Genomic DNA, 25,121 nt, shown 5'->3' with positions numbered 1-25,121 from the left:
TCTAGTATTACTACAACAACTAAAAAAAGCTCACAGAGCTAATCTTATCGAGGACTATCTATGCAAGAATTCATTGATTTCTTAAACGGAGTCATTTGGAGCCCTGCCCTAATTTATCTATGTTTAGGTGCTGGCTTGTTTTATTCAATACTGACGCGTTTTGCTCAAGTTCGTCATTTCAAAGAAATGTGTTCACTTTTGTTCAACTCCAACGATTCAGACAAGGGCATTTCTTCTTTCCAAGCACTTGCGGTATCACTATCCGGTCGTGTTGGTACAGGTAACATTGCAGGCGTTGCTGCTGCCATTGGTTTTGGTGGTCCAGGTGCTATTTTCTGGATGTGGGTCGTTGCTTTCTTAGGCGCAAGCACGGCTTATGCAGAATCTACTTTAGGTCAACTTTATAAAGTAAGCGAAGGCGGTCAGTACCGTGGCGGTCCTGCGTATTACTTTGAACGTTGCCTTGGCTGGCGCTGGTTAGGCGTATTGTTTGCTTTGTCTTCTATTATTGCCTGTGGTGTTTTCTTACCAGGCATTCAAGCAAACTCTGTTGGCAACGCTGTAGTACAAATCTTCGGTGAAGGTGTTGTTGTATCAAGCTCATTTGGTGAAGTAGGTTCAACTAAATTAGTGGCTCTAGCTGTTATCTTGGTAGTCTTAGCATTCATCATCTTCGGTGGCATCAAACGTATCGCAAGCTTCACTCAAGTAATCGTACCTTTCATGGCACTTGGTTACATTGTGATGGCACTGATCGTGGTTTTCCTAAACCTAGACAAAGTGCCTGGTATTTTCCACCTAATTTTCACGGATGCATTTACTGCTCAAGCAGGTTTTGGTGCCGCGATTGGTTGGGGTGTAAAACGTGGTGTTTACTCTAACGAAGCCGGTCAAGGTACTGGACCTCATGCAGCCGCTGCAGCAGAAGTTCAACACCCTGCGCAACAAGGCCTTGTGCAAGCCTTCTCTGTTTACGTTGATACACTATTCATCTGTACAGCTACAGCTCTGATGATTTTGATCACGCAACAATACAACGTGCAAGGTTCTTTGGCTGACGGTCAATTCATCGTACAAAACGTTGATCCTTCTACTATCATTGCTTCTCCTGCCTTCACTCAAATGGCACTGGCAAGCGTATTTGGTAGTTCAGGTCCAGTCTTTGTCGGTATCGCCTTGTTCTTCTTCGCATTCACCACTATTTTGGCGTATTACTACATCGCTGAAACGAACGTAGCTTATCTACGTCGTGCGTTGAACATCAACGTGTCACTGACCTTCGTAAAACTGCTTATCATGTTCATGGTGGCTTATGGTACGGTTAACACCGCAGGTTACATCTGGAACCTAGGTGACGTTGGTGTAGGCTTAATGGCTTGGTTAAACATCGTTGGTATTATCACCATCTTCTTCATGGCAAAACCAACCATGAAAGCATTGCGTGATTACGAAGACCAAAAAGCATCTGGAGTAACTGAATACACCTTTAACCCGAAAGCCCTTGGTATCAAAGGCGCGGAGTTCTGGGAAAAACGTTACGACAAGCAACAAGCTGAAAAAGCTGCAGAGAACAAATAGTCCCTACGCTTTTAAGCAAAAAAACATTGATATAAAAAAGGCCAGCTATATTTACATTAGCTGGCCTTTTTTCGCTATATGCTTCGATTCTAATCAGATACAACGAATTAGCACTAGGGTTTTATATAAGCAAAGCCTTGCGTTTGCTTTTCAATCAACTCCAACACACCAACAGGAACAACCTTTAAATATTCAGATAAAGATTCGATTGAAATACTCGATCCAGTTAGTGAATTCTGGCACACCGCGAATTCAACACCCTGCAGGGCTAACTCTTTGACAATATCCATATGATTCGGTTGGACTTTTCTATCAAAAGGATGCCCATTGAAAGTCTGCTGATCAAAGATAATCACCGCTTTTGAGTTAACTAATACAATAATTGCAGAAACGGCAACATCCACTACCTTGACAAGATTTCGTACATTCGCGAGAAGCAATGGCCACTTTTCGACTTCATCGATATGAAAAACTACTTTCACTGATTGCATAGTATCCTCATTAAACGGCTAACACGTTTTTGGTTAGTGACCAGCGTAAGGTAAATCCCTCAAACAAAGTAGCAATAAAATAAACATCAGCTCCCATATGTTCGAAGCATGCTATTATTTGCCACCTCTAAAAATTACAAACTATCAAAATGCCCACTAGAATCAGTGTAATGCTATCTATTTACCTATATCTCTTCGCTCTTTTCAGCGTATTCAATGCGAATCTCGCTCTAGCGGACAATCCGATTCGCGTGGGTGGTGATCTCAATTACCCACCTTATGAATTTATCAATGAAGATGGCGAACCTGATGGCTACAACACGGAATTAACTCGCGCTATCGCCGAAGTCATGGGCATTGAAGTCGAAATAAAACTGGGGAGCTGGGACGATATTCGCAGTCGCTTGGAACAAGGCCAACTCGATGTTTTACAAGGCATGGCCTATTCAACAGGACGAACCGAAAAATACGATTTTTCCCCGCCACATGCATTAGTTCATCAATCTATTTTTGCCCGCAAAGGAACTGCGAAAGTAAATGACCTGAACGAACTCACAGGCAAAGAACTAATCGTTCAGCGTGGCGGTGTGATGCATGACTTTTTTCTTCATAGTGACATCAAAGCCAAGTTGATTTTGGCCGACACCCACGCAGCAGCACTGCGCTTACTGTCGGCAGGTAAATACGATTATGCTCTGGTCGCTAATTTACCAGGATTGTACCTTGGTAAAGAGTTAGAACTTTCCAACATCATCCCTGTTGGTCGTCCTTTTGGTGCCAAGCAATATGGTTATGCCGTAATGAAAGGCAATACCGACCTTCTCGCCCAATTCAGTGAAGGTCTCGCCATTCTCAAAAATACTGGGCGACAGCAAAAAATCTACGACAAATGGCTTGGCCCATTAGAGCAAGACGGTTTTCCTTGGAAAAAAATTGGACTAATAACAGGCAGTATCTCTGGAGTCTTGCTGGTGATTCTTGGTGGTATCGTCATCTGGAACCGCATGCTAACCCGAGAAGTAAGCCGTCGCGCCGACGAGTTAAAGCAACAACAAAAGCAATTAATGCAAGCAGACAAAATGGCATCGCTGGGCATTTTAGTATCGGGCGTCGCCCATGAGATCAACAACCCAAGCAGCCTACTTTTGCTTAACTTACCCGTGATCCAAGAGTTTTATGACGATGCCGAAGATATCCTAGAGGCCCATTATCAAGAGCATGGTGATTTTTATATAGCAGGACTCGAATACAGTCGAATGCGCGATGAAATTCCTTCTATGTTGCAAGATATGCTAACCGGCACACAAAAAATTCGCCGAATCGTTAACGATCTTAAAGACTTTGCTCGTGAAACACCTGATGACTTAAAAGAACAAGTTGATCTCAATGAAATTCTAGAAGTCGCTATTCGTCTGGTTGATAAAACCATTCGCCAAAGCTGTGATCAATTCAATGTGGAATATACCCGTCCACTGCCGCGTTTTAATGGTAGCGCTCAAAAGATTGAGCAGGTGATTATTAACCTCATCGTCAATGCGTGTCAGGCACTAGAAACCTCCAATCAAGCCATTACCATTCGAACTTTCCTTAAAGACGAACAACACTTGTGTTTAGAAATTTGGGATCAAGGCAAAGGCATAGAGCCTCATAACTTAACTCGATTATGTGATCCATTTTTTACCACTCGTCGAGAAGAAGGCGGCACTGGTCTTGGCCTCTCTATATCCAGTAAAATCGTCCAAGAACATGGCGGCAGCCTAGTTTATGAATCGATACCCAAGCATGGCACTAAAGCTGTTTTGACCTTTTCAATTGCTTAACTTCATTCGTGACTCTTTGTAAAAGACTTTTTAGGAACTCTTGTATGCAAAAAAACCTTTACCCTCAGTTTGGTATTTTACTAGTTGATGACGAAGAAGCTTTCTTACGCAGCATGAGCATTGCACTCGAACGCAAAGCCGGATTTAGCCACTTATACCAGTGCCAAGACAGTCGTGACGCCATGTCTATGATTGCAGAACTCCCCATTGGCATCGTCCTATTAGACATGACCATGCCTTACATTTCCGGCGATAAGCTACTACAAAAAATCGTAGCAGAATATCCAGACATAAATGTCATTGTCATTAGCGGCTTAAATCAGCTAGAAATCGCATTAGATTGTATGCGACTTGGCGCCTTCGATTATTATGTAAAAACCACCGAAGAGCAGCGTCTAATAGAAGGTATTAAACGTGCTGTGCGTATGCAAGAAATGCACGTCGAAAATCAAGCACTGCGCCGCCATGTATTAACGAATACATTAGAACAACCTAACGTATTCGCCAATATCATAACTCAAGACAAAAACATGCATGCAATTTTTCAGTACCTTGAATCAATTGCATCAAGCCAACAACCCGTGCTGATAACAGGTGAAAGCGGCGTTGGTAAAGAGCAAATAGCTCAAGCTATTCATGAGCTAAGTAATACCGCTGGACCATTAGTAAGTGTCAATGTCGCTGGATTAGACGACAACGTCTTTTCTGACACCTTATTTGGTCACCGTCGTGGCGCCTTTACCGGAGCAGACAGTTCTCGCTCAGGTATGATTGAACAAGCTACGGGCGGCACGTTGTTTTTAGATGAAATTGGCGATTTAAGCCCAACATCACAGGTCAAATTATTACGTCTATTACAAGAAGGTGAATATTACCCCCTAGGCAGTGACCGACCTAAACGCCTGCGTGCCAGAATAGTCGCCGCCACTCATCAAAATCTAACAGATAAACAGGCCTCTGGAGCTTTTCGAAAAGACCTATACTATCGCTTGAAAATCCATCATGTTGAGATCCCGTCCTTGCAGCGACGAGTCGATGACTTACCTCTGTTGCTAGACTTTTTTCTCACACAAGCCGCAGAAGAAATGGGCAAAAACAAACCCACTATCCCCAAGGAACTGCCGATTCTATTGGCCAATTACCAGTGGCCGGGCAACATAAGGGAACTAAAAGCACTCGTTTATGACGCAGTAAGCCGTCATCAGTCTAAAGTTCTCTCGATGGAAACCTTTCGTCACGTGTTGACGAAAGAAAACCTCTCATTACAACAAGCAAACCTTGAAAACACTAGCGCACGAGTGTTCTTTCCAGCCGAGCAACCATTACCATCCATGCAAGAAATCAACGACCTACTCGTTGGAGAGGCCATGAAGCGAGCGCAAGGTAATCAATCCCTAGCATCACGTCTAATCGGTGTGTCTCAACCCGCCTTGAGTAAACGCTTGAATAAAAAATCCGGTTAGCCTGCGCAAACAAACCCATATAACTTTAGTTATAGCTATAACCGCAGTTATATGGCACTCAAGACATTGATATATATAGCTTTCAACTAACATTTTGACAATATAACTATTCTTTATGGAATACCCTTTCAAATCTAAAAAATTTGACGATACAGAATTTAATTACAATTAAATCAATAAGTTAAATAATCTACAGTCAATTGGCACAATGGTTGCTCTTATTTATTGCAAAATCACATACAAAACAACAATAAACGAGAGCACCATGATAGAAAACACCATCGAAGCCGTTCGCTCCGAACACGACTTGCTTGGCGACAGTGATGTCCCTGCCAACGCTTACTATGGCATTCAAACACAACGCGCTTGTTTGAATTTTGATCTCAGCGGCATCCCCCTTCACCACTTTCCAGAGCTTGTTATTGCCATCAGTATGGTGAAATCGGCCTGCGCTGGTGCGAACCGAAACCTAGGCTTTTTAGACGATGATCGTTATCACGCTATTGTTGACGCCGTTACAGACATTCAACAAGGGCATTTTCACGATCAATTTATTGTCGATATGATCCAAGGTGGCGCCGGCACATCAACTAACATGAATGCCAACGAAGTCATTGCCAACATCGCGCTTGAAAAGCTTGGTTATGAAAAAGGCCAGTACCAACACCTTCATCCAAACAATCATGTCAACATGTCGCAATCGACCAACGACGCTTACCCGACTGCCGTTCGTTTGGCCATTTTGCTCAAACACGGTGATTTAGTAACAGCGCTCGCCTCATTGCGTGATGCGTTCAAAGCAAAGTCAGTAGAATTTGCCGACATCATCAAAATGGGACGCACCCAGTTACAAGACGCAGTGCCAATGACTTTGGGTCAAGAGTTTCAATCTTTTGCTTCGACCCTGACAGAAGATATCGATCGTATTGCTGGTTTATCAGAACTACTGAAAGAAGTGAACCTAGGTGGCACAGCCATCGGTACGGGAATCAATACCGACCCAGAATACGCTGCGATGGCAGTCAAAAACCTGTCTAACATCTGTGGCTTCCAACTCGTTCCTGCATACGATTTAGTTGAAGCCAGCTCTGATATGGGCGCATTCGTTTTGTTCTCCTCCATGCTCAAACGTCTTGCTATCAAACTCTCGAAAATATCCAACGATTTACGCCTCTTAAGCATGGGACCTCGCTGCGGACTTAACGAAATAAACCTTCCGCCACAACAACCTGGCAGCTCCATCATGCCAGGTAAAATTAACCCAGTGATTCCAGAAGCCGTCAGCCAAGTGGCATATCAAGTTATCGGCAACGATATGGCCATTACTATGGCAGCAGAAGCAGGTCAACTTCAGCTAAATGCGATGGAACCCCTTATCGCCTATAACGTACTGGAATCTATGCGCATGTTAAAACAAGCCATGGACATGCTAACAACCCGCTGTGTCATCGGTATCACAGCGAACAAAGAGCACTGCCAGCAGCTTGTTGATCAAAGCATCGGCGTGATCACCGCCGTTGTTCCCTATATTGGCTACGACAACGCTAGCCGTATCGCTAAGACAGCACTTGCCACAGGACGTGGAGTTTTAGACTTAATTCGTGACGAGCAACTCATGACTGAAGACGATATCAGCGAGGTACTTAAACCCACCAATATGATTCGCCCTCAAACTCGACGTATTAAGCGTTAATCACCCTGACAAATAACAAATAACAAATAAAAAGGCATTAAGATGACAGACTCTCAAACAACGAAAAAAACAAGCTTCTGGGGCAAAATGCCACTTTGGCAAAAAATCTTAATTGGTATGGTTCTCGGAATCATAGCGGGCTCCATCATGGGGCCAGATGCAGAAATACTAAAACCGCTTGGTACCTTGTTTATTAAAGCCATTAAAATGCTCATTGTACCCTTGGTATTTTGCTCCTTAGTTGTTGGCGTTACCTCCATGCAAGACACTCGAAAAATGGGTCGAGTAGGATTAAAATCCATCGTACTGTATTTAGGAACAACCGCCGTAGCTATCACTATCGGCCTAGGTTTAGGAACGATATTTAGCCCTGGCGCTGGTTTGAATATGGACGCTTCTGCAGTTTCTCAAGCGACAAAAGAAGCTCCGACATTGGTTCAAACACTACTAAACATGATCCCAACCAATCCTGTTGATGCGCTCGCTGCAGGCAATATTCTACAAATCATAGTATTTGCACTGGGTTTAGGTATTGCGTTAACACTGTCTGGCGAGAAAGGAAAACCAGCCATAGCTGTATTTGAAAGTCTTGCAGAAGCTATGTACACACTAACCGGCCTAGTTATGAAACTAGCACCTTATGGCGTATTTGGTTTGATGGCTTGGGTGGCTGGAAAATATGGTCTGGAAATTCTACTACCGCTCATAAAAGTCGTTGCAGTTGTTTATCTTGGCAGCATCATTCACGTGGTTATTTTTTATAGCGGTTTGATTAGTGTATTAGGACACCTCAATCCATTGCCTTATCTAAAAGGCATTGCCAACCCTGCCGCCGTAGCCTTCACCACTACTAGCAGCTCTGGTACATTACCTGCAAGTATTAAAGCGGCTCGAGAAGAACTAGGTGTATCAAAAGGTATTTCTAGTTTTGTATTACCCTTAGGCGCAACAATAAACATGGATGGCACTGCGCTTTATCAAGGTGTTTGCGCTCTGTTTATCGCTCAAGCATTTGGTGTTGATTTGGAGTTTTCGGACTACATTGTCATCATCGCCACGTCGACGCTTGCTTCCATAGGTACAGCGGGTGTTCCGGGTGCAGGCATGATCATGCTGTCTTTGGTGTTAACAACCGTTGGCTTACCAATCGAAGGCCTCGCTATTATTGCTGGTATAGACCGAATCCTAGACATGGCTCGTACAACAGTAAACGTATGTGGTGACTTGATGGTCTCAACTCTCGTTGCGAAAAGCGAAAATGAATTGAATGAAGACATTTACTCTGCTCAACCAACGTCAGATTTAGCGAAGATTTAATTCTTTATTGAAAACAAAAAAGAGCCAGTTGACCTTAATGTCATCTGGCTCTTTCTATAGATTCAAACTGACAATAGAAAACAATGCCGCCACCAGCGCATAAACAAACAGCGGAATAATCGTCCGCTTAATAATAAATCCTTCTTTATTGCTCACACCCAAGATTGTCGATACGGCAATAATATTATTAATGCACACCATATTCCCCATAGCTGCGCCAGCAGATTGCAAAGCAAGTACCAGACTAACAGGCAAACCGACCTTCTCTGCAATACCTAATTGAATACCACCAAAAGTTAAGTTTGACACGGTTGCCGACCCGGAAAAAAAAGAGCCGAGCGCCCCAAGTAGCGCCGCCGCATAACCCCAACTATCGCCCAGTAATCCTGAAAATGCTTGAGCTAATAACAACATTGGAGCTTGGCTTCCACCTTGCATCATCAAATTAACCATCACCAATGCGCCAATTAGGGACAACATAGGCAAAAATAGGCGCTGACCAGTGTTCCGTAAAGCTGCAACAACAAGCCCTTTTGACACACTAAACAAAGGGATACAAACCAATGAAACAATAAGAAAAGGAATCACTGCTGGAACATAAAGGCTTTTATATTGCCAATTTACATTCATACCCAAAATATTGTTGATGCTAAATACCAAAGCCCTACTTACCTCAAAATCAGCATCACCTAAGCGCCAAATTAACCATGGTGTCATATCATTCAGTAAAGCTTTCACGCCCAATTGAGGAATACGCGAAACAGCTAGAATGGCAATTAACAACACAAAAGGCAAAAAAACCTTCATGATCGTTTTTGCTTCCATCACTTTAGCTGGCAATTCTGTATCTGTTGTTTTCTTTAATCCTATGCCCTGTTTTGCTAACAAAATACTTAACCCCAAACCAACAGCACCGCCAATTAACGAAGGAAACTCATAATTCCATTGGGCAAACACGACATAAGGAACCGTACAGGAAAGGATACTCAGCAAGATAAATAAAGTATTTTGACGAATCGCATCCCATGTCACTACAAAGGACAAAGCGATAAAAGGCACAATAAAAGCAGCAAGACTATTGAGTAATGCCGTTTGCCTGGCGATATCCATAAGCTGCATTTCTGATAATGACAAGCCTGATAGACCAAACCAGATTGGCGTACCCACCGCACCAAAAGACACAGGAACCGTATTCATAATCAAGGTGAAAATCGCCACCGGGATAGCAGGAAAACCCAAGCCAATCAAAATAGGGGCAGCAATTGCCGCAGGCGTTCCAAACCCTGACGCCCCTTCAATCATAAAAGCAAAAGCCCAACCTATAATCATCAACTGAGCTACTTTATTCGCACTAATGCCTTTTAACCACTGACTAAGTAAGACTTCAGCGCCAGAAAAAAACATCACCCGATTTAATAAAATCGCCCCCGCAACGATGGAAATAGGCGTCAATACGGACAAAGCACCAGCAATTACATTCGCACGTAACAAACCAGCATTCGCCTGAAAAAATACCAGCTGAATAAAAGCAACCAGAACCGCCACGGCGGGCAAAGCAATATGTGAAGGCACAGCATTACGCTTTGTCATCGCCCAAATTAGTAATAAAATCGGCAATGCAGACAAAATAGTATTCATGCTTTTCCTTGCTCAGTGATGGAGCCATCCTTCGTATCTACAGAAATCATCAGGAAAGATGGACCGTTTTCTTTCATCCTAAGGTTTTATGTCGTATCTTTTACTGATATAAATCATAGTTAAAGAAAATGACAAAAATTATGTTATTCAATCTTATATTGAAATACACAATAAAACGCCTTACCAAGTTAAGGCACTATAAATAAAAGCCAACATCAGCCCAAGCGTTTAACTAAATTTAACTATCTCATCCTCGTGTTTATGGGTCCACTTCCCTCTTGGCTTATCTAAGTACTGAAAATACTCATTTGTAAACGCACCTTGAATACAAACATAACCTCTACGTAGGCAATTAACCTCTTGGTTGTCCAATACTTCGTTTAATACAGTAGGTCCTGTAGTGTTGTAGACGCCTTTCTTTTTCAGTCCCTTGTATCCATTAATATTGAGGACAATCTTATCTATAACACTTTTATAATGCGTATTTTTGGCTATTGTCGCTAAGAAAAAATTAGTGAATTCAGCATCATTCTTTTTGTACTTAATATAAAGAGCATCATATTTTTCCTTCAGAATCATACTAATCGGCCAAACTAGTGTGGCATCTATATCCATATAAATACCACCATTATTATACAAGTTTACCATCCGCCATAAGTCGGCTTGAGCCGCACCATCGTTCAGCTTTAAGTACGCCCGATAGACATCCAACGGCGCATGCTCTTTCATATATAACTCACGCTTTTCTGTACTCACATAACGATAATCATAATCTAAAGACATTAAGCGATTAAAAAGATAATTCATATAAATAGGTAAAGTGCAGCGACTTGAATAATTTGTCTGCCAGATCACTTTTGGAATAGCTGAAGCATTGCGGCTTTTCAGTTTAGCTTTGGAAAATTCAGGTATTGTGAAGCGAAAATTAGGCAACAAAAAATGAAAAGGATGCGAGACTACTTTAACTAGATTACCCACTAACCGGATACATCGATTTGAAACCATTCTTAAAAAAGTGTTCATCAGATAGACCTATTCTAGAATTCAAGACAAGTGGCTCGCATTGAATATTCATGCAAATGACCACTTTGAAAGAACACACTATCTCAGTGAGGTTACAAATAAATGTCAAAGTCTTAGCTTTCTAAACATCGAAAGGCAAAAGCTTCATCACCCTAATCATCAACTTAGGGCTAACTCACATAACTCTTTTCAAAAAACAAACTAAGGGGCGTTTCTTTGAGAAGGATCTTGAGTGAAGGCTCGAATCATATCTTGAGGATTAATCTTCTCTTTGTGATCAGCTGCTGCTTGCGCCCACCAAATTAGCTGATTAAACGTGCGCCCAAAATAACCAAACCATTCAGCTTGGTCTTCACTCTCTAGCAAACCTCCGTCTTCTGAAAAGACATCTTGTGCTTTCGGCACATGAATCATAGACGACACCGGCAAGCAGCCTAATTCAGACAAAAAGGTTCTCATACCGATTGCCGCTCGCATACCACCCCATTGTCCTGCGGAATACGTCACAATGGCACTGGGCTTGTAAGAAAACAAAGAACTACCAAAATGATTCAGCAAGTTCGCTAACGCAGGGCTCATCGAATGATTGTATTCTGGGCTCACCATAATATAAGCATCAACGGATGCTATTTTCTTGGCCAACTCATCTAATTGCGGTGGAACCTGACTCTTCGAATAGGAAAAATGAGGTTTGAAAATAGGTTCAAGTGGAAACTCTAAAGCATCAACCAGCTCTATTTCATGACCGCCATACTGAGATGAAAAAGATGCTAAGCAGGCTTTAGCCACTCTTTCACCTAAACGAGCTGGACGTGGTGGTGTGCTGTTTCTAACAGTACCGAGGAACATCAAAATCTTCATGAAAATCACCTATTAAAACTCATCGTATCTAGATGCTTTAATGGCATCCTTCAACAAAAAATGAAATAAAAACTACACGGAAGCAAATATTTAAAAGAAATAGTTCAGCACTGGTAAATTACCAATGAAAGCTCTATTGTTTAATATTCTATAAAAATCATTGTGATAGGGAACTGTATGCCTAAGATGCATCAAACTACCCCCTATATATAAGCATCAAACAAGAGAATCGCGACATGAAACAGAAGGACTTCCGAAAACTAGGCTGCGCAGAATGCTCAACTGGATGTGACTTAGGCTTCGACTTCACTATGGCGTTTCAGCCGATTATTAATAGCCAAACCAAAACTATTTTTGCACAAGAAGCACTTGTTCGTGGCTTAAATCAAGAAAGTGCATTTCAGGTTTTTCAAAACGTCAATGAAACTAATCGCTATCGTTTTGACCAAAGTTGTCGAGTGAAAGCAATCAAACTTGCAGCAGAACTAGAAATCCACAAACACAGCTTTCTCAGCATTAACTTCTTACCCAACGCAGTTTACAAGCCAGAACTTTGTATTCGAACGACACTAAACGCCGCAGAAAAATACCAATTTCCAAAAGAAAAGATCATTTTCGAATTCACTGAAAATGAACAAATCACCGACAGCAAACATTTAGAATCCATCATTCAGCATTATCAGCAACAAGGCTTTTTAACCGCCACGGATGACTTTGGCTCAGGATTCAACGGTTTAAACCAACTTGCCGACCTTAAGACAGACATCACCAAAATCGACATGGCGCTCATCAAGAACATCGATCAAGACAAAAAGCGTCAAATTATCGTACGAAACTTAGTCAACCTATTTAACGAACTTAATATGATAGTCGTCGCAGAAGGTGTCGAGACAAAAGCCGAATATCATGCACTGCAAGACATGGGCATTCATCTGTTTCAAGGTTACTATTTCGCTCGCCCAAGCTTTGAATCTCTTCCTGAAATCAACTGGGATTGACCCAGAACAAAGCGTAAAAAAGTAGATAACCTCTATTGATAGACAACCTTAAAACGCTCTAGCACCAGCAGCATATCTTCTGCTGGTTCAATATCTAACTCCTCGCATTCGGCAGAGAAAAATGCCCAGTGCGCTTCACGCCACCAAGCTAAAGATTTATCGCCCTCGCCTTCTGCAGCAGCAAACTCTTCGCTAACATCACAATATCGGCATTCTGTGACGGAAGTTATTTCTATGATACACACAGGCTTGCCGTCCCAGTCAGTCACAACTTGCAAGTGACCAACCTCAGGTATGACTTCACCTTCATGGCTATACCAATATTTCATACTGCACGAGGCTTGCTTTTCACCTCGCACAATTAAATCAGCGCAAACATTGGCATTGAACTCGTCGGAACAATAATAATCTGCACTAAAAGACGTGTATTTTTCGGCAACCTCTAGAGGTAAAGAATGGAGAAAGCTATCCAAATACGCTTTGCTTCTTTTTTCCATGAAGTCTTCAACCTCCCTTTGCATCCCACCACCCCCTACAAAATGAGCGTTTACTTCAATCTTGTTAGGCCAACTAAAACACAAACAATACCACCAACCATGCCAACCCAAGCTTCTACTGGTGTCTCACCACTTAGTGCACGAGTTACTTGAGAAGCAGCTGCATCATATATGTTGTAGCCCCATACCGCTAAAGCAGCACCAGCGATCACTAAAATGATGCCGATAATTTTATTGTTCATATTCACTCCAAATGATTAATAGTTTTAAAAAATAACTCAAGCATCATGACACAAACAAGGCAACGATCTGCAATCAATTACTCCAAACCCTTAAAACATTAGCATTTTACAGTTAGAATGGCGGCGATTTAACACTTATCCTACTTCACCTATTTTAAGAGCAAGCGAGCATCCACATGAAGATATTGATAAACCTCATCCGTAACCTACTAGGCTACATCATCATAGCGGTTGATCTTATTACCCGTGGGTCGAAGAAAAAGCGTGAACCAGAGAAACAAAAAGAGATAAACCAAGAGCTTAAAAACTTCTCACTTTATCAATTCGCAGCCTGCCCATTTTGCACAAAAACTCGCAGAGCAATGTATAAGCTTAATCTTCCCATCGAAAAGCGTAACGCGCCTGAAGGGTCAAAACACCGTACAGAATTGCTTGAAGGTGGCGGTAAAGTAAAAGTGCCATGCTTGCGTATTGAGCAAGATGGCAAAGTCCAGTGGATGTACGAATCCTCCGAGATCATCAGCTACCTAGAAAAACGCTTTGCATAAACCTATTTTATAAAGCAAAGCGAAAACGACTCAAAGCCCAAAAAAATGGCTTCTGGAAACAGAAGCCATTTTTTATTAATGATAAAAACTACTCACTTGGTGCTTGAACATAATTCCGCCAATTATGTTGTTCTTTAAAACCCAGCACGTCACGGATTTTACGATTCGAAAACAAGGCTTCATACTCACCCATTTCTCGGGTAAACGGCACACTTGGAAAAAACCGCTCAGCTAACTCTTTCGTAGGAATAATCGCGCCATTGTGGTCGTTACCCGCATTAAACACTTGAAAACCTAAACCGTCTTTTTGCAAACATAAATCCACAATCTGCCCAAGATCACGAGCATCGATATAACAAAAAGCATTCCGACGACGTACTTCGGGATGTTTAAAATAATGTGGAAACAGTTCAGCGTATTCATGAGGCTCGATCACATTACCTATGCGCAGCGCATAAATATCAATTCCTGAACGACGCTGAAAACTACGTGCTGTTTTCTCGTTAACTACCTTAGACAAACCATAGCTATCCATAGGGTCGACATCATAATCTTCTTCTAATGGCAGTGAATGAGGATTGGTTTGTCCATCAGAAAAACAAATACCATAAGTGGTTTCTGACGACGCAATAATCACTTTTTTAATACCAAGTTTTACAGCCGCTTCAATAACGTTGTAAGTGCCGATGGTATTCACTCGAAAGGTTTCGTTATCTGGATTAATCAAGATTCTTGGCACCGCAGCAAAATGCACCACCGCATCAAATGTAGGCACACCTGTACCAGGCTCTAACTCATCAAAACCAGCATACGAACTCATAGCGTTAAACATCTGACCAGAGTCGGTAATATCGGCGATCAGATTATCGACCTTAGGATGATCCAGTAGCGTCAAATCAACATTCAACACTCGATGACCTTGATCAAGAAGATAAGCCACCGCATGCTTGCCAGCTTTCCCCGATCCACCTGTAAATAATATGCGTTTTGCTGTCATAACCTAACCTCCATGAATTCTAATTATTATTGAAAGACTCGACTTCATTCTTAGATAAATAACGCCATTGTCCAACATCAAGATCCAAGCAAACCTTACCTATCTGCTCTCGATGTAAACCAACCACTCTATTGCCAACAGCTGAAAACATGCGCTTAACCTGATGAAACTTGCCTTCGGTGATGCTTAAAAGCACCTCTTTTGGAGTAATAATTTCTAGCTTAGCTGGACGCGTTAACCCCAGCTCACCTTGGAGTTTCAGGCCTTTTTCGAACTGAGCGATAAGGTCTTGGCTGAGCTCTGTTGGAATCGCTTGAGACAACTTAACTCGATAGATTTTACGGCAATCGTTCGTTGGCAGTGTAATATTAAAAGACCAGCGCCCATCATCGGTAATCAGCACCAAGCCAGTTGTGTCAGCATCCAAACGCCCAGCAATATGAAGCTCAGAGACTTTATCAACCTCTAGATAATTAAACAGCGACGGATAGACCTCATCAATATTGGAGCAAACCGTTCCCGCTGGTTTATTCATCAAAATGTAGCGAAAATCACGCGTTTTAAGCTTAACGCCATTCAAGAGTACTAAATTATTTTCATGCACCTGAGTCGCTTCGTTTGTCGCAACTTCACCATTTACGAAAACTTCACCAGAATGAATGCATTGGATTGCTTCCATTCGGGTCAACTCAGTACTTTTACAAACAAACTTATCAAGACGCATAACAGGCAACATTAAATAGTAATAAAGCCAGACATTATCCCCTCTGACAGACCTTTATCAACCTAGATCACACAGAAAGACGCCTTGTTGATGGCCATTACATAAGAGCCTCTTTCTCTTTTTTGTATGAGAGATATTCGTTTCACTAAGTCATTAAACATAAAAAAGTGAAAATAAAGCGAAAAAGGTGAAAAAAAAATGAATTAAAACAAAGAAAAGTGAAAAGATATGAACTGTTACGTCCATTACAAACTCTTACTAGTCCTTTACGTTACAATAAAAAACATAGCGCTTTACCAAATGGACGCAGTAAATTTGCAGTGAAGTTTTTACCCCACTCATACCATATTCCCGTCCTTTCTGTGCGTCACCATTACCTATTCTAAATAGGTAGAGATGAATAATTTTAACGATCTCTGATTAATATATAGCTGGCCATATGGACATAAATCTAAGTGATAAATACTACCTTGCTGAAGGGAGCTGTCGTACAGTTTATAGACACCCTAATAATCAAGAGTTATGTATCAAAATAAATCATAATCCAGAAAAAGACAGAAACATAACCGAAGTTGTGTTCTACAAAAAACACAGCAAACAAAGCTTAGACTTCATCACCAATTTTGCAGGAACAATAGACACTAACCTTGGAAAAGGCGTAGTCACACAAATCGTTCTTGATCATGATGGGAATGTTTCAAAAAGTCTGGAAGATTATATGGAAGAGCGGACTATTACGTTAAAACAAGCTCTGTCTTATATAACTGATTTAAAAGATAAAGTATTCAAATATGGTGTGCTGCTACACGATGACGGAATACAGAATATCTTAATGCGTAAAAATCAAGATGGCACTTTCACTCCAGTATTAGTTGATGGGTTTGGCCCTCGAGACATGACAGTGAAAGCACTTATTTACATGGTTTTACGCCCTCTAGCCAAGCATAAAAGCGCAAAAATCATTAAGAATATGTCAAAAAGAGCCTCGTTATTTAATATTCATTTGTCGAAGCTTAATCAAATATAAAAAAGAGGGGATAAGTAGTACTTATCCCCTCTTATCTTCAAGCCTCAATATAAATACTTTCACTTATATCTCACCAGATCATTTTCTAACATCTAAGCAGAAAAATATCCTAACAATAGTTTTTTATCGTTTAAAATGATGACTGACTTTTGGTAGATTAATGCCTTGATGTAACTGATGGATTTTATCTTGAATAATTTGATCTGCAGTACTCACTCGTTCGTGATGTCGCAAATGTTGAACCCAAGAATTCTCCATAAAATATTCTGTAAAATGTTCTGCATTGGCGGCATCTTGCATGATAAACCAGGCGAAAACACCACTACGTTTACGCGCTTTACCCAACTCTTCCATTAGCTGTAAAAACTTCCCTACATCATCTGGATTGATATGATATTCAATCGTCACCATCACCGGGCCATGTTGAATAACATCAGCATGCTCCTCAACGTTTAACAGTGGCTGTGGCCAGTGTACAGATGGTGCCAATGCATCCCCCTCGTTGACATGTAACTTCTTAGTTGCCACTAAAGGAATCGCAATCAATGCCCCCACGGCGGCTATCGCTAAGGCAATAGGAAGTGAAATAAAACTTGCAAGCCCTCCCCACATCAGACTCCCCATACTCATGGAACCAAAAAAGACCATGAGAAAAATAGATAAACCACGAGCACGCACCCAATCAGGCACCGCCGTTTGCGCGGCTAAATTAAGCGTTGATAACACACCAATCCAGCCCATACCAAACAGGAAACTTGCCACCGCACTAATAATTGAATTATGAATAAAAGCATTGAGCAGCAAGGTAATCGCAATAAGACAGGTACATATATTGACCATACGATCGGCAGACCAGCGCTTCCTTAACGGCGGTAATAACAAGGCACCACTAACCGCTCCAATACCAATACAACCCAATAACACCCCATACAAACTGGGACCACCGTTCAAACACGAACGAACCACTAATGGAAGTAATGACCAAAATGCACTAGCAAATAAAAAGAAAGCAATGGCGCGAACTAAAGCTATTTTAAGAGGTACGCTATGACGAGCATACCGAATGCCAATTGTGATGGCACTCCAGAAATGCTCAGCTGGTAATACAGTTTGTATTTGAGGTTTTGGACGCCACCATATCAGAGCAAGAATAACACCGAGAAATGAGATAGCATTCAATGCGAATGGAGCCCAAATACCAATTCCAGCAATCAAAAAACCTGCAATAGCCGGCCCTATCGCACGGCTAATGTTAATACCAACACCGTTTAATGCTACAGCTGACTGCAAATGACTTTTTTTGACTAATGAAGGAACAATAGCCTGCCAAGCCGGTGCGACAAAAGCAGCACAAGTACCAAGCAAAAAGGTAAAAACCAAAAGTACAGAAGATGTAACCTGATCAGTAAAGACAAGAACAGATAACGACGCCGCCAGCAATGCCATAATACCTTGTACAACAACCAATAGTTTGCGCCGATCAATAATATCAGCCAGTGCTCCTGCCGGTAGAGCAAACAAAAATATTGGTAGAGTAGTTGCCGTTTGCACCATTGCAACCATTAGTGGTGATGGTGCTAAAGAGGTCATCAACCAGCCCGCACCAACATCATTCATCCAAGTTCCAACATTAGAGGCTAACGTAGCAATCCACAACACAGCAAATGCCCGCGACCGAAATGGCGCCCACGGAGAACTAGTTGATATAACCAAAAGAACGCCCTCCTTTTTCTATAAATTTAACGGAATAACCAGCGATGTACTAAATGGGTATAGCGTGGCATCACGATGTAAACCATGGACGCCACGACCAAACAGGTCACTAACAACATACGCAAATAAAGATTATCTTGTATCCCAAGGACTAAAAATGTCTTACCGACTAAAAACGACATAAGCAAGACAAGCGGGTATATTGCACTCCATGTTACTAAAAACTGCTTCCAACGAGTTGGCAACAGTGCCTTACTTCCCTCTGGCGTAAACCAAAAATCCCAGCCTTCTAGCATCTCAAAACGATCATCAACACTCAGTAACGGGCGTACTTTATTAATCAGCTCTTGGCGATCGTTGGACTGCATCCATGCATGCATGTGCTCTTTCGTTTCATAACGGATAATAATAGTGTAAGTAACGGCACTATCAGTGATAGGACGTATAACCTGCACACCTAAATGCCCATTATAACTTTTGCTGATCGGAATAATCTCACTCAGCCATTGCTCATAATCAACCTGTCGATCATCCTTAACATGATGCGTAATCACCACTGTTGCACTACGCTCAATATCTGCTGCTGAAAACATACTAAAACCCCCGTTACTAGAGATTAAATCGATTAAGTTAGGACGCTGATACATTATTACGCGAGCTACGTACCGCAGAAAGGTGTGCAACCAGTACAAATGCGCCTATCAACCCTAAATGCTCAAGAAAAGCGTTCAATTCAGGTACATAATTATTCGCTGGCGCTTCCCAGAATCGATGAGCAATGAGTGTAGCCATGGCTGTAAAAACGGCCAACATCAAGGCTCCCAATACAGTGTAACGACGAAAAAACAACAGTGCACTACCGCCCAACTGTACACCTATTGTGAGTAATACAAGCAACCAAGCAGGCTCCATGTTCAATGAAGAAAACTCAGCTATTGCCTGATCAAAATGTAACAACTTATCAATTCCACTATAAATGAACACAATAACTAGCCCCATAAAGGCAATGCGCTCAAACCAAACTTTCGCTAATAACTCTTCCAGTATCTTCATGCGAATATTCCTTTTAGCTATTATTTAAAATGCCCAACATGAGCAGCCTAGCGCACCCCAAAAACCATTCTGCTGATCATCAGAAATTGCGGCACTGCTCGCACGAGCATGAGAATGACCATGAACATTACATTCAGTACCGCAACCACATCCAGCATGAGCCATAGCGTGCTGCACATTGTGAGTTGGTTTAAAATAGCCTTGATAATAATTAGCTGGAGACCAGTCTGGCATAGCAGGTGGCAGCTTTGGTGACATAAGAGAGAATTCATCGTCGCTGTAGACCACTTTTCCAGCCACAATCGTCATCACAGAGACTAGGTTACGAATTTCTTCGTCTGGTATTGCAAAGAAGTCATCGGACAACAACACAGCATCGGCATATTGACCAACTTTAATCTGCCCTTTCAGCCCTTCTTCGTTTGAGAACCATGTATTGCCTTGTGTATATAGGCGCAACGCTGTTTCACGATCGACAAGATTTTCGCCTGGGTACATGCTCATGCCACCCACAGTTTTCCCAGTACTCAACCAATACAACGCAGTCCATGGGTCATAGCTTGCAACACGCGTTGCATCAGTGCCTGCGCCCACCTGTACACCCATCTCGATCATGCGTTTAAATGGAGGTGTGCGTTTTACCGCCTCTGCCCCATAACGTTGTACAAAATACTCACCTTGATATGCCATGCGATGCTGGATTGCGATACCACCGCCTAACTTAGCAATACGATTTATATTTTTATCAGAGACCGTTTCAGCGTGATCAAAAAACCAGTGTAATCCATCAAATGGAATGTCTTGATTGACCTTTTCAAACACATCCAACATACGAGAGATAGATTCGTCATAAGTAGCATGTAAGCGAAATGGCCAACGATGCTCCACAAGCAAGCGAACAACTTGCTCAAGCTCGTCTTCCATACCAGGAGCTAGAGTAGGTTGCGGCTGACGAAAATCTTCAAAGTCTGCGGCAGAAAATACCAACATTTCACCTGCGCCATTATGACGGTAAAAATCATCCCCCTGCCCAACCTTCACCGACTTCGTCCAGCCAGCGAAATCACTTAGCTCTTCTTTTGGACGTTGAGTAAATAAGTTGTAGGCAATACGTAGCGTCATTTCGCCGCTTTTATGTAAATCTTCGATAACTTGATAATCATCTGGATAGTTTTGAAAGCCACCGCCAGCATCGATAACACTGGTCACACCAAGACGATTTAAATCACGCATGAAGTGACGTGTTGAATTAACTTGATATTCGTAAGGTAATTTTGGCCCTTTTGCTAAAGCAGAGTACAAAAGCATCGCGTTGGGTTCGGCTAATAACAAGCCAGTTGGCTCTCCGCGAGAATCTTTTAAAATTAAACCGCCTGGAGGATTAGGTGTGGTTCGGTCATATCCGACAGCACGTAAAGCCGCACCATTAAGTAATGCTCGATCATATAAGTGCAGGATGAACACTGGCGTATCAGGCGCCGCAGCGTTTAGCTCTTCTATAGTAGGTAAACGCTTCTCTGCAAATTGATACTCATTAAAACCGCCAATAACACGAACCCATTGCGGCGCTGGCGTACGAGCAACTTGCTCCCGCAGCATCGCCATGGCATCACTTAATGATGGCACACCATCCCAGCGTAGCTCCATATTAAAATTCAAGCCACCGCGGATAACGTGGATATGCGAATCGATCAAACCTGGAATCAGTCGACGGCGATTACAATCAACTAATTTTGTATTCTCGCCACGATGCACTAATACATCGTCTTCACTGCCAACAGCAAGAAAACGTCCGTCAGCAATCGCAATCGCGCTAGCTGAAGGATTAACAGGATCTAGGGTGGTAACTTTTGCGTTATATAAAATCAAATCGGCAAGTATTGGCATATCTGAGACCTCCATTAATCTGATTGAAAACGTACTGAATGAAGGCATCATTCAGTACGCCATGACACTTATGACCTGAAAATTAACACGCTGGTACTGGATCCAATACTGGACCGTGAGTAACTCGCTCCTCCGCCTTATGAACCATGGTATAGGCATAATCCACCCCCATACCGTAAGCACCAGAATGCTCTTTAACAATCGCCATTACGGCGTCATAAGTACCCTTATTAGCCCAATCACGTTGCCATTCAAGCATAACTTGCTGCCAAGTTACTGGTACTACACCAGCCTGAATCATGCGCTGCATTGAATAGTCATGGGCTTCTTTAGAAGTTCCACCAGACGCATCAGCCACCATGTAGATTTCGTAACCTGCACCAGCCATTGCAGCTAACGCAAAACCGTTGTTGCATACTTCAGTCCACAAACCAGATACTACAATTTTCTTCTGACCGTTCTTTGCCAAAGCATCACGAACTTTTTGGTCATCCCATGAATTCATTGACGATCTTTCCAATATGTCATTTTCAGGAAACACAGCTAACAATTCAGGAAAGGTATGACCACTAAAAGATAGACTTTCCACCGTTGTAATCGTAGTAGGAATGCCAAATGTTTTAGCTGCTTTTGCTAAACCCACGACATTATTCTTTAAAACCTGACGATCTATCGACTGCACGCCAAAGGCCATTTGTGGTTGTTGATCAATGAAAATAATCTGGCAATTATCAGGGGTTAATAGATCAGTTTTTGTATTCATAATAGAGCTCCATTTAAAAAAATTAATTACATCATTACATTTAAGATCACACTGCTATCGCCACATTATTGTGATATAGCCATGCAAAGGCATGAGGGCTTTATATCTAGCCCACTTTTTTTGTCCGTTGATTTTTATCTGTACATTGCAAAGTTTCTCGTCCTGGCAATTTTCCTAACACATGAGGATAACACTCTTCTTTAATCCAACTTGAACTAACTGGCTCTGACGACATCATTCGTTTTATTAAGGGTATTGATTGTTCGCCAATTAATATTCCCAACAAACCAATTAAGGCAACCACTGGTGGCGCAGGTGATCTGACATTAATTAACGCATAAACCACACCAACCAAAATGCCAGCACCCAGTGAAAATAAATATATTTTCATTACTAAATCCCTAAGACGTTATAAAGGTTATTCTTGAATAAATGCGAGTAAATCAGCATTAATGACATCAGGATGCGTAGTACACATTCCGTGCGGAAATCCCTTATAGATCTTAAGCGTTGTTTTTTTTACAAGTTTGCTTGCAAGTAATGCAGTGTTTTCAATCGGTACGATTTGATCACCATCACCATGCATAATGAGAGTAGGTACATCGATGTTTGTAAGATCGGCTGTAAAATCTGTTTCGGAAAAAGCTTTAATGCAATCATAATGAGCTTGAGATCCGCCCATCATTCCTTGACGCCACCAGTTATTAATAACGCCTTGCGAAATCTCGGCATCAGGAAGGTTAAAACCATAAAATGGACCACTTGCAACATCTAGAAAAAACTGCGCTCGGTTCGCTGCTAGAGCACTACGAAACCCATCGAATACTTCCATTGGCAAACCACCAGGGTTCGCCTCCGTTTTTAACATAATGGGCGGTACAGCACCTATTAACACAGCCTTAGCGACGCGATCTTTGCCATATTTAGCAACATACCGCGCGACTTCCCCACCCCCCGTAGAATGACCAATGTGAACTGCATTTTTTAGGTCCAAGTATTTAACTAACTCTGAGACATCTGCGGCATAAGTATCCATATCATTACCAGATGATGTTTGTGTAGAGCGGCCATGCCCTCGACGATCATGAGCAATTACCCGATAACCTTGCGCCACAAAAAACAGCATTTGCGCATCCCAGTCATCCGAACTTAGTGGCCAACCATGATGGAATACTATCGGCTGACCACTTCCCCAATCTTTATAAAAAATCTGTGTTCCATCCGCTACAGTAATCGTATTCATAGTCCCACTCCCGCTCTCATATTAAAGCTAATTTAATCTTTCATCTGTTCAATGAAATGCTTAGTAAATCTGTCGCGACTACTAACTATTAAATGCTTATTTTCTTTTTCCAACAACAAAACATTGGGGGGGGTATTCGGCCAAATAACACTCAGATATAGACAAAATAATATTTAAAAAGAAGGGAAGATAGACGACTTAGAAGCAATGGCTACATTAAAATAATCGAAAAAATCACAAAATCGAAATTTTAAGTCTAAAGAAAGTAAAAAAGAGAATAACAAAACACAAGGAAATTAAGTTTTTAAAAGGGCAAAAATGTACAAGAAAGAGACAATAAAATATCTAATTTCTTATACATAAATTGAGCCTTCAGGCCATATATTATTTTTTATATCGGGCAATATAAATCATCAGAACAGAATGAGAGAAAAATAAAATAGAAAATTAAATTAATTGGATTTTTTCATTAAAAGTAGATTTGGTAAATATCATCCACTAAAATTTTTCCTATATTGAGAAGGACTTAGCCCTAACTTTTGATTGAAGACTTCACGCATACGTTTATCATCACCGAAGCCACTATGGTAGGCTATCGTTTTTATTGGCATCTCAGTACTTTCTAATAGGTTGCGGGCATGGTCAACGCGTGTATTTTGTACGAATTCTGTCGGAGTAACTCCCATTTCTCGAACAAATACTCGGGTAAAATTCCTTTTACTCATAGAAACGGATTGAGCTAAATTCTCTGTGCTAAGGCTATCTGCTATATTTTGAAGAACAAAACTTTGTACTTCTGAGATCTGTGACGATACCTTCATTTCAGTTGAAATTAATGGACTAAACTGTGTCTGCAAACCTTGCCTTTTCATTGTTACCAATAGAACTTTGGCAACATCTAATGAGACACATTTACCATAATCCTCCGTAACAATAGAAAGCGCCAAATCAATGCCTGCGGTCACTCCTCCAGATGTAATAAGTTTACGATCTCGCAAATAAATTTTATCCGTTTCGATAAAAGCTTTTGGATACTCTTTCGCAAGCCAAGCACTATAATTCCAGTGTGTTGTCACATGGTACCCATCAAGCAAGCCTGCTTCACCTAGCAAAAATGCGCCAGTACAAATTGAACCATATTGCTTAGATTGTTGGGCGGCTTCAGCTAACCAAGAAGCCAGAATAGGATTTTTTTGGTTGTAGGCTCCAGGGCCTCCAGGTACAAGCAAGTAATCAAAGTCCATCGATACTTGATCAATCGTTTTTTGAGGAATAAGAGCGAGGCCATTGGTTGTTGGTAAAGGTAGAAAATCAATACCGATCGTCGTTATTTTATACTGATCAGAAGGACTGAGATAGCGATTGGCAATACTAAAAACATCAAGTGGGCCTGCAACATCAAGCATTAGAATATCTGGAAATAGAACCATAGCGACACTTTTCATAACCTATTACCCCACCTTTTTGCCAACGCAATATTCATAACATTCAAAAACATAAACTCTAATCCCTTTTAAAACAGTAGAGGTAAAAAACTTAGTCATT

The 25,121-nt window shown here is 41.6% G+C and carries 24 protein-coding genes; 8 read left to right on the top strand and 16 right to left on the bottom strand.

Translation table 11 applies throughout. The features are described 5' to 3' along the window. Positions 1-60 precede the first annotated feature (60 nt). Positions 61-1,578 (top strand): alanine/glycine:cation symporter family protein, encoded by a 1,518-nt coding sequence (locus tag KPL72_RS03305; RefSeq protein WP_212918604.1) that lies wholly within the window; start codon positions 61-63, stop codon positions 1,576-1,578. A gap of 113 nt (positions 1,579-1,691) precedes the next feature. Here KPL72_RS03305 and KPL72_RS03300 read toward each other — a convergent pair whose 3' ends face one another. Continuing rightward, positions 1,692-2,069 carry a DsrE family protein gene (locus tag KPL72_RS03300; RefSeq protein ID WP_219701863.1) on the bottom strand — a complete coding sequence of 126 codons (378 nt, stop codon included), beginning with the start codon at positions 2,067-2,069 and terminating at the stop codon, positions 1,692-1,694. Between the two features lie 170 nt (positions 2,070-2,239). On the opposite strand from KPL72_RS03300, the gene KPL72_RS03295 reads away from it, so the two are divergent. The 4 genes from KPL72_RS03295 to KPL72_RS03280 all read left to right on the top strand — a co-directional run bounded on the left by KPL72_RS03295 (position 2,240) and on the right by KPL72_RS03280 (position 8,362). Further along, positions 2,240-3,889, top strand: coding sequence for a transporter substrate-binding domain-containing protein (locus KPL72_RS03295; protein WP_249411748.1), 1,650 nt, complete (start codon positions 2,240-2,242; stop codon positions 3,887-3,889). Between the two features lie 44 nt (positions 3,890-3,933). Next, on the top strand, positions 3,934-5,352 hold the full coding sequence (locus KPL72_RS03290) for a sigma-54-dependent transcriptional regulator (protein ID WP_219701862.1): 1,419 nt from the start codon (positions 3,934-3,936) through the stop codon (positions 5,350-5,352). 265 nt (positions 5,353-5,617) lie between these two features. Then, positions 5,618-7,045, top strand: a complete 1,428-nt coding sequence (locus tag KPL72_RS03285) for an aspartate ammonia-lyase (protein ID WP_212918600.1) — start codon at positions 5,618-5,620, stop codon at positions 7,043-7,045. A gap of 42 nt (positions 7,046-7,087) precedes the next feature. Beyond that, complete coding sequence (locus KPL72_RS03280; RefSeq protein ID WP_219701861.1) at positions 7,088-8,362, top strand: dicarboxylate/amino acid:cation symporter; 1,275 nt, start codon at positions 7,088-7,090, stop codon at positions 8,360-8,362. A gap of 54 nt (positions 8,363-8,416) precedes the next feature. On the opposite strand, the gene KPL72_RS03275 is transcribed toward KPL72_RS03280, so the two are convergent. The 3 genes from KPL72_RS03275 to KPL72_RS03265 form a co-directional block, all read right to left on the bottom strand. Beyond that, a complete protein-coding gene (locus tag KPL72_RS03275; protein ID WP_219701860.1) occupies positions 8,417-10,000 on the bottom strand; it encodes an L-lactate permease in 1,584 nt (527 codons plus the stop codon). A gap of 228 nt (positions 10,001-10,228) precedes the next feature. Then, positions 10,229-11,023 carry a glycosyltransferase family 32 protein gene (locus tag KPL72_RS03270; protein ID WP_219701859.1) on the bottom strand — a complete coding sequence of 265 codons (795 nt, stop codon included), beginning with the start codon at positions 11,021-11,023 and terminating at the stop codon, positions 10,229-10,231. Between the two features lie 201 nt (positions 11,024-11,224). Further along, positions 11,225-11,884 carry an NADPH-dependent FMN reductase gene (locus KPL72_RS03265; protein WP_219701858.1) on the bottom strand — a complete coding sequence of 220 codons (660 nt, stop codon included), beginning with the start codon at positions 11,882-11,884 and terminating at the stop codon, positions 11,225-11,227. A 236-nt stretch (positions 11,885-12,120) separates the two neighbouring features. On the opposite strand from KPL72_RS03265, the gene KPL72_RS03260 reads away from it, so the two are divergent. After that, a complete protein-coding gene (locus KPL72_RS03260) occupies positions 12,121-12,882 on the top strand; it encodes an EAL domain-containing protein (protein ID WP_219701857.1) in 762 nt (253 codons plus the stop codon). Between the two features lie 32 nt (positions 12,883-12,914). Here the strand turns inward: KPL72_RS03260 and KPL72_RS03255 are convergent, their stop codons facing one another. Next, positions 12,915-13,403: an ASCH domain-containing protein gene (locus tag KPL72_RS03255; protein ID WP_219701856.1), complete on the bottom strand. Its 489-nt coding sequence runs from the start codon at positions 13,401-13,403 to the stop codon at positions 12,915-12,917. Positions 13,404-13,429: 26 nt separating this feature from the next. After that, on the bottom strand, positions 13,430-13,621 hold the full coding sequence (locus KPL72_RS03250) for a DUF3185 family protein (RefSeq protein WP_219701855.1): 192 nt from the start codon (positions 13,619-13,621) through the stop codon (positions 13,430-13,432). A 176-nt stretch (positions 13,622-13,797) separates the two neighbouring features. Between KPL72_RS03250 and KPL72_RS03245 the strand changes: the two genes are divergently transcribed. Beyond that, positions 13,798-14,169 (top strand): glutathione S-transferase N-terminal domain-containing protein, encoded by a 372-nt coding sequence (locus KPL72_RS03245; RefSeq protein ID WP_212918592.1) that lies wholly within the window; start codon positions 13,798-13,800, stop codon positions 14,167-14,169. A gap of 88 nt (positions 14,170-14,257) precedes the next feature. Here KPL72_RS03245 and KPL72_RS03240 read toward each other — a convergent pair whose 3' ends face one another. Together KPL72_RS03240 and KPL72_RS03235 are read right to left on the bottom strand one after the other, a co-directional pair. Then, on the bottom strand, positions 14,258-15,166 hold the full coding sequence (locus KPL72_RS03240; RefSeq protein WP_219701854.1) for an NAD-dependent epimerase/dehydratase family protein: 909 nt from the start codon (positions 15,164-15,166) through the stop codon (positions 14,258-14,260). A gap of 19 nt (positions 15,167-15,185) precedes the next feature. Further along, positions 15,186-15,890, bottom strand: a complete 705-nt coding sequence (locus tag KPL72_RS03235; protein WP_219701853.1) for a pseudouridine synthase — start codon at positions 15,888-15,890, stop codon at positions 15,186-15,188. A 439-nt stretch (positions 15,891-16,329) separates the two neighbouring features. Here KPL72_RS03235 and KPL72_RS03230 point away from each other — a divergent pair, with 439 nt between their 5' ends. Next, on the top strand, positions 16,330-16,917 hold the full coding sequence (locus KPL72_RS03230; RefSeq protein ID WP_219701852.1) for a YrbL family protein: 588 nt from the start codon (positions 16,330-16,332) through the stop codon (positions 16,915-16,917). A 123-nt stretch (positions 16,918-17,040) separates the two neighbouring features. Here the strand turns inward: KPL72_RS03230 and KPL72_RS03225 are convergent, their stop codons facing one another. From KPL72_RS03225 to KPL72_RS03190, 8 genes are all read right to left on the bottom strand, one after another. Next, complete coding sequence (locus KPL72_RS03225) at positions 17,041-18,630, bottom strand: MFS transporter (protein ID WP_219701851.1); 1,590 nt, start codon at positions 18,628-18,630, stop codon at positions 17,041-17,043. Between the two features lie 26 nt (positions 18,631-18,656). Then, on the bottom strand, positions 18,657-19,223 hold the full coding sequence (locus KPL72_RS03220; RefSeq protein WP_219701850.1) for an antibiotic biosynthesis monooxygenase: 567 nt from the start codon (positions 19,221-19,223) through the stop codon (positions 18,657-18,659). Between the two features lie 37 nt (positions 19,224-19,260). After that, the gene (locus KPL72_RS03215; protein WP_219701849.1) at positions 19,261-19,683 is read right to left on the bottom strand and encodes a DoxX family protein; all 423 of its coding nucleotides are present in this window, start codon (positions 19,681-19,683) and stop codon (positions 19,261-19,263) included. 24 nt (positions 19,684-19,707) lie between these two features. Beyond that, a complete protein-coding gene (locus tag KPL72_RS03210) occupies positions 19,708-21,570 on the bottom strand; it encodes an amidohydrolase (protein ID WP_219701848.1) in 1,863 nt (620 codons plus the stop codon). Positions 21,571-21,652: 82 nt separating this feature from the next. Continuing rightward, positions 21,653-22,333, bottom strand: coding sequence for a hydrolase (locus KPL72_RS03205; RefSeq protein ID WP_249422083.1), 681 nt, complete (start codon positions 22,331-22,333; stop codon positions 21,653-21,655). A gap of 106 nt (positions 22,334-22,439) precedes the next feature. After that, positions 22,440-22,724 carry a XapX domain-containing protein gene (locus tag KPL72_RS03200; RefSeq protein ID WP_219701847.1) on the bottom strand — a complete coding sequence of 95 codons (285 nt, stop codon included), beginning with the start codon at positions 22,722-22,724 and terminating at the stop codon, positions 22,440-22,442. A 27-nt stretch (positions 22,725-22,751) separates the two neighbouring features. Continuing rightward, entirely contained in the window at positions 22,752-23,576 is an 825-nt protein-coding gene (locus KPL72_RS03195; protein WP_219701846.1) for an alpha/beta fold hydrolase, read from the bottom strand. 491 nt (positions 23,577-24,067) lie between these two features. Then, a complete protein-coding gene (locus KPL72_RS03190; RefSeq protein ID WP_219701845.1) occupies positions 24,068-25,021 on the bottom strand; it encodes a GlxA family transcriptional regulator in 954 nt (317 codons plus the stop codon). Between the last annotated feature and the right edge of the window lie 100 nt (positions 25,022-25,121).

The sequence above is a fragment of the Marinomonas lutimaris genome (assembly GCF_019426345.1).
Taxonomy (GTDB): domain Bacteria; phylum Pseudomonadota; class Gammaproteobacteria; order Pseudomonadales; family Marinomonadaceae; genus Marinomonas; species Marinomonas lutimaris.
The sequence above is the reverse complement of the archived record's forward strand: the minus strand, read 5'-3'. Positions and strand labels throughout refer to the sequence as shown.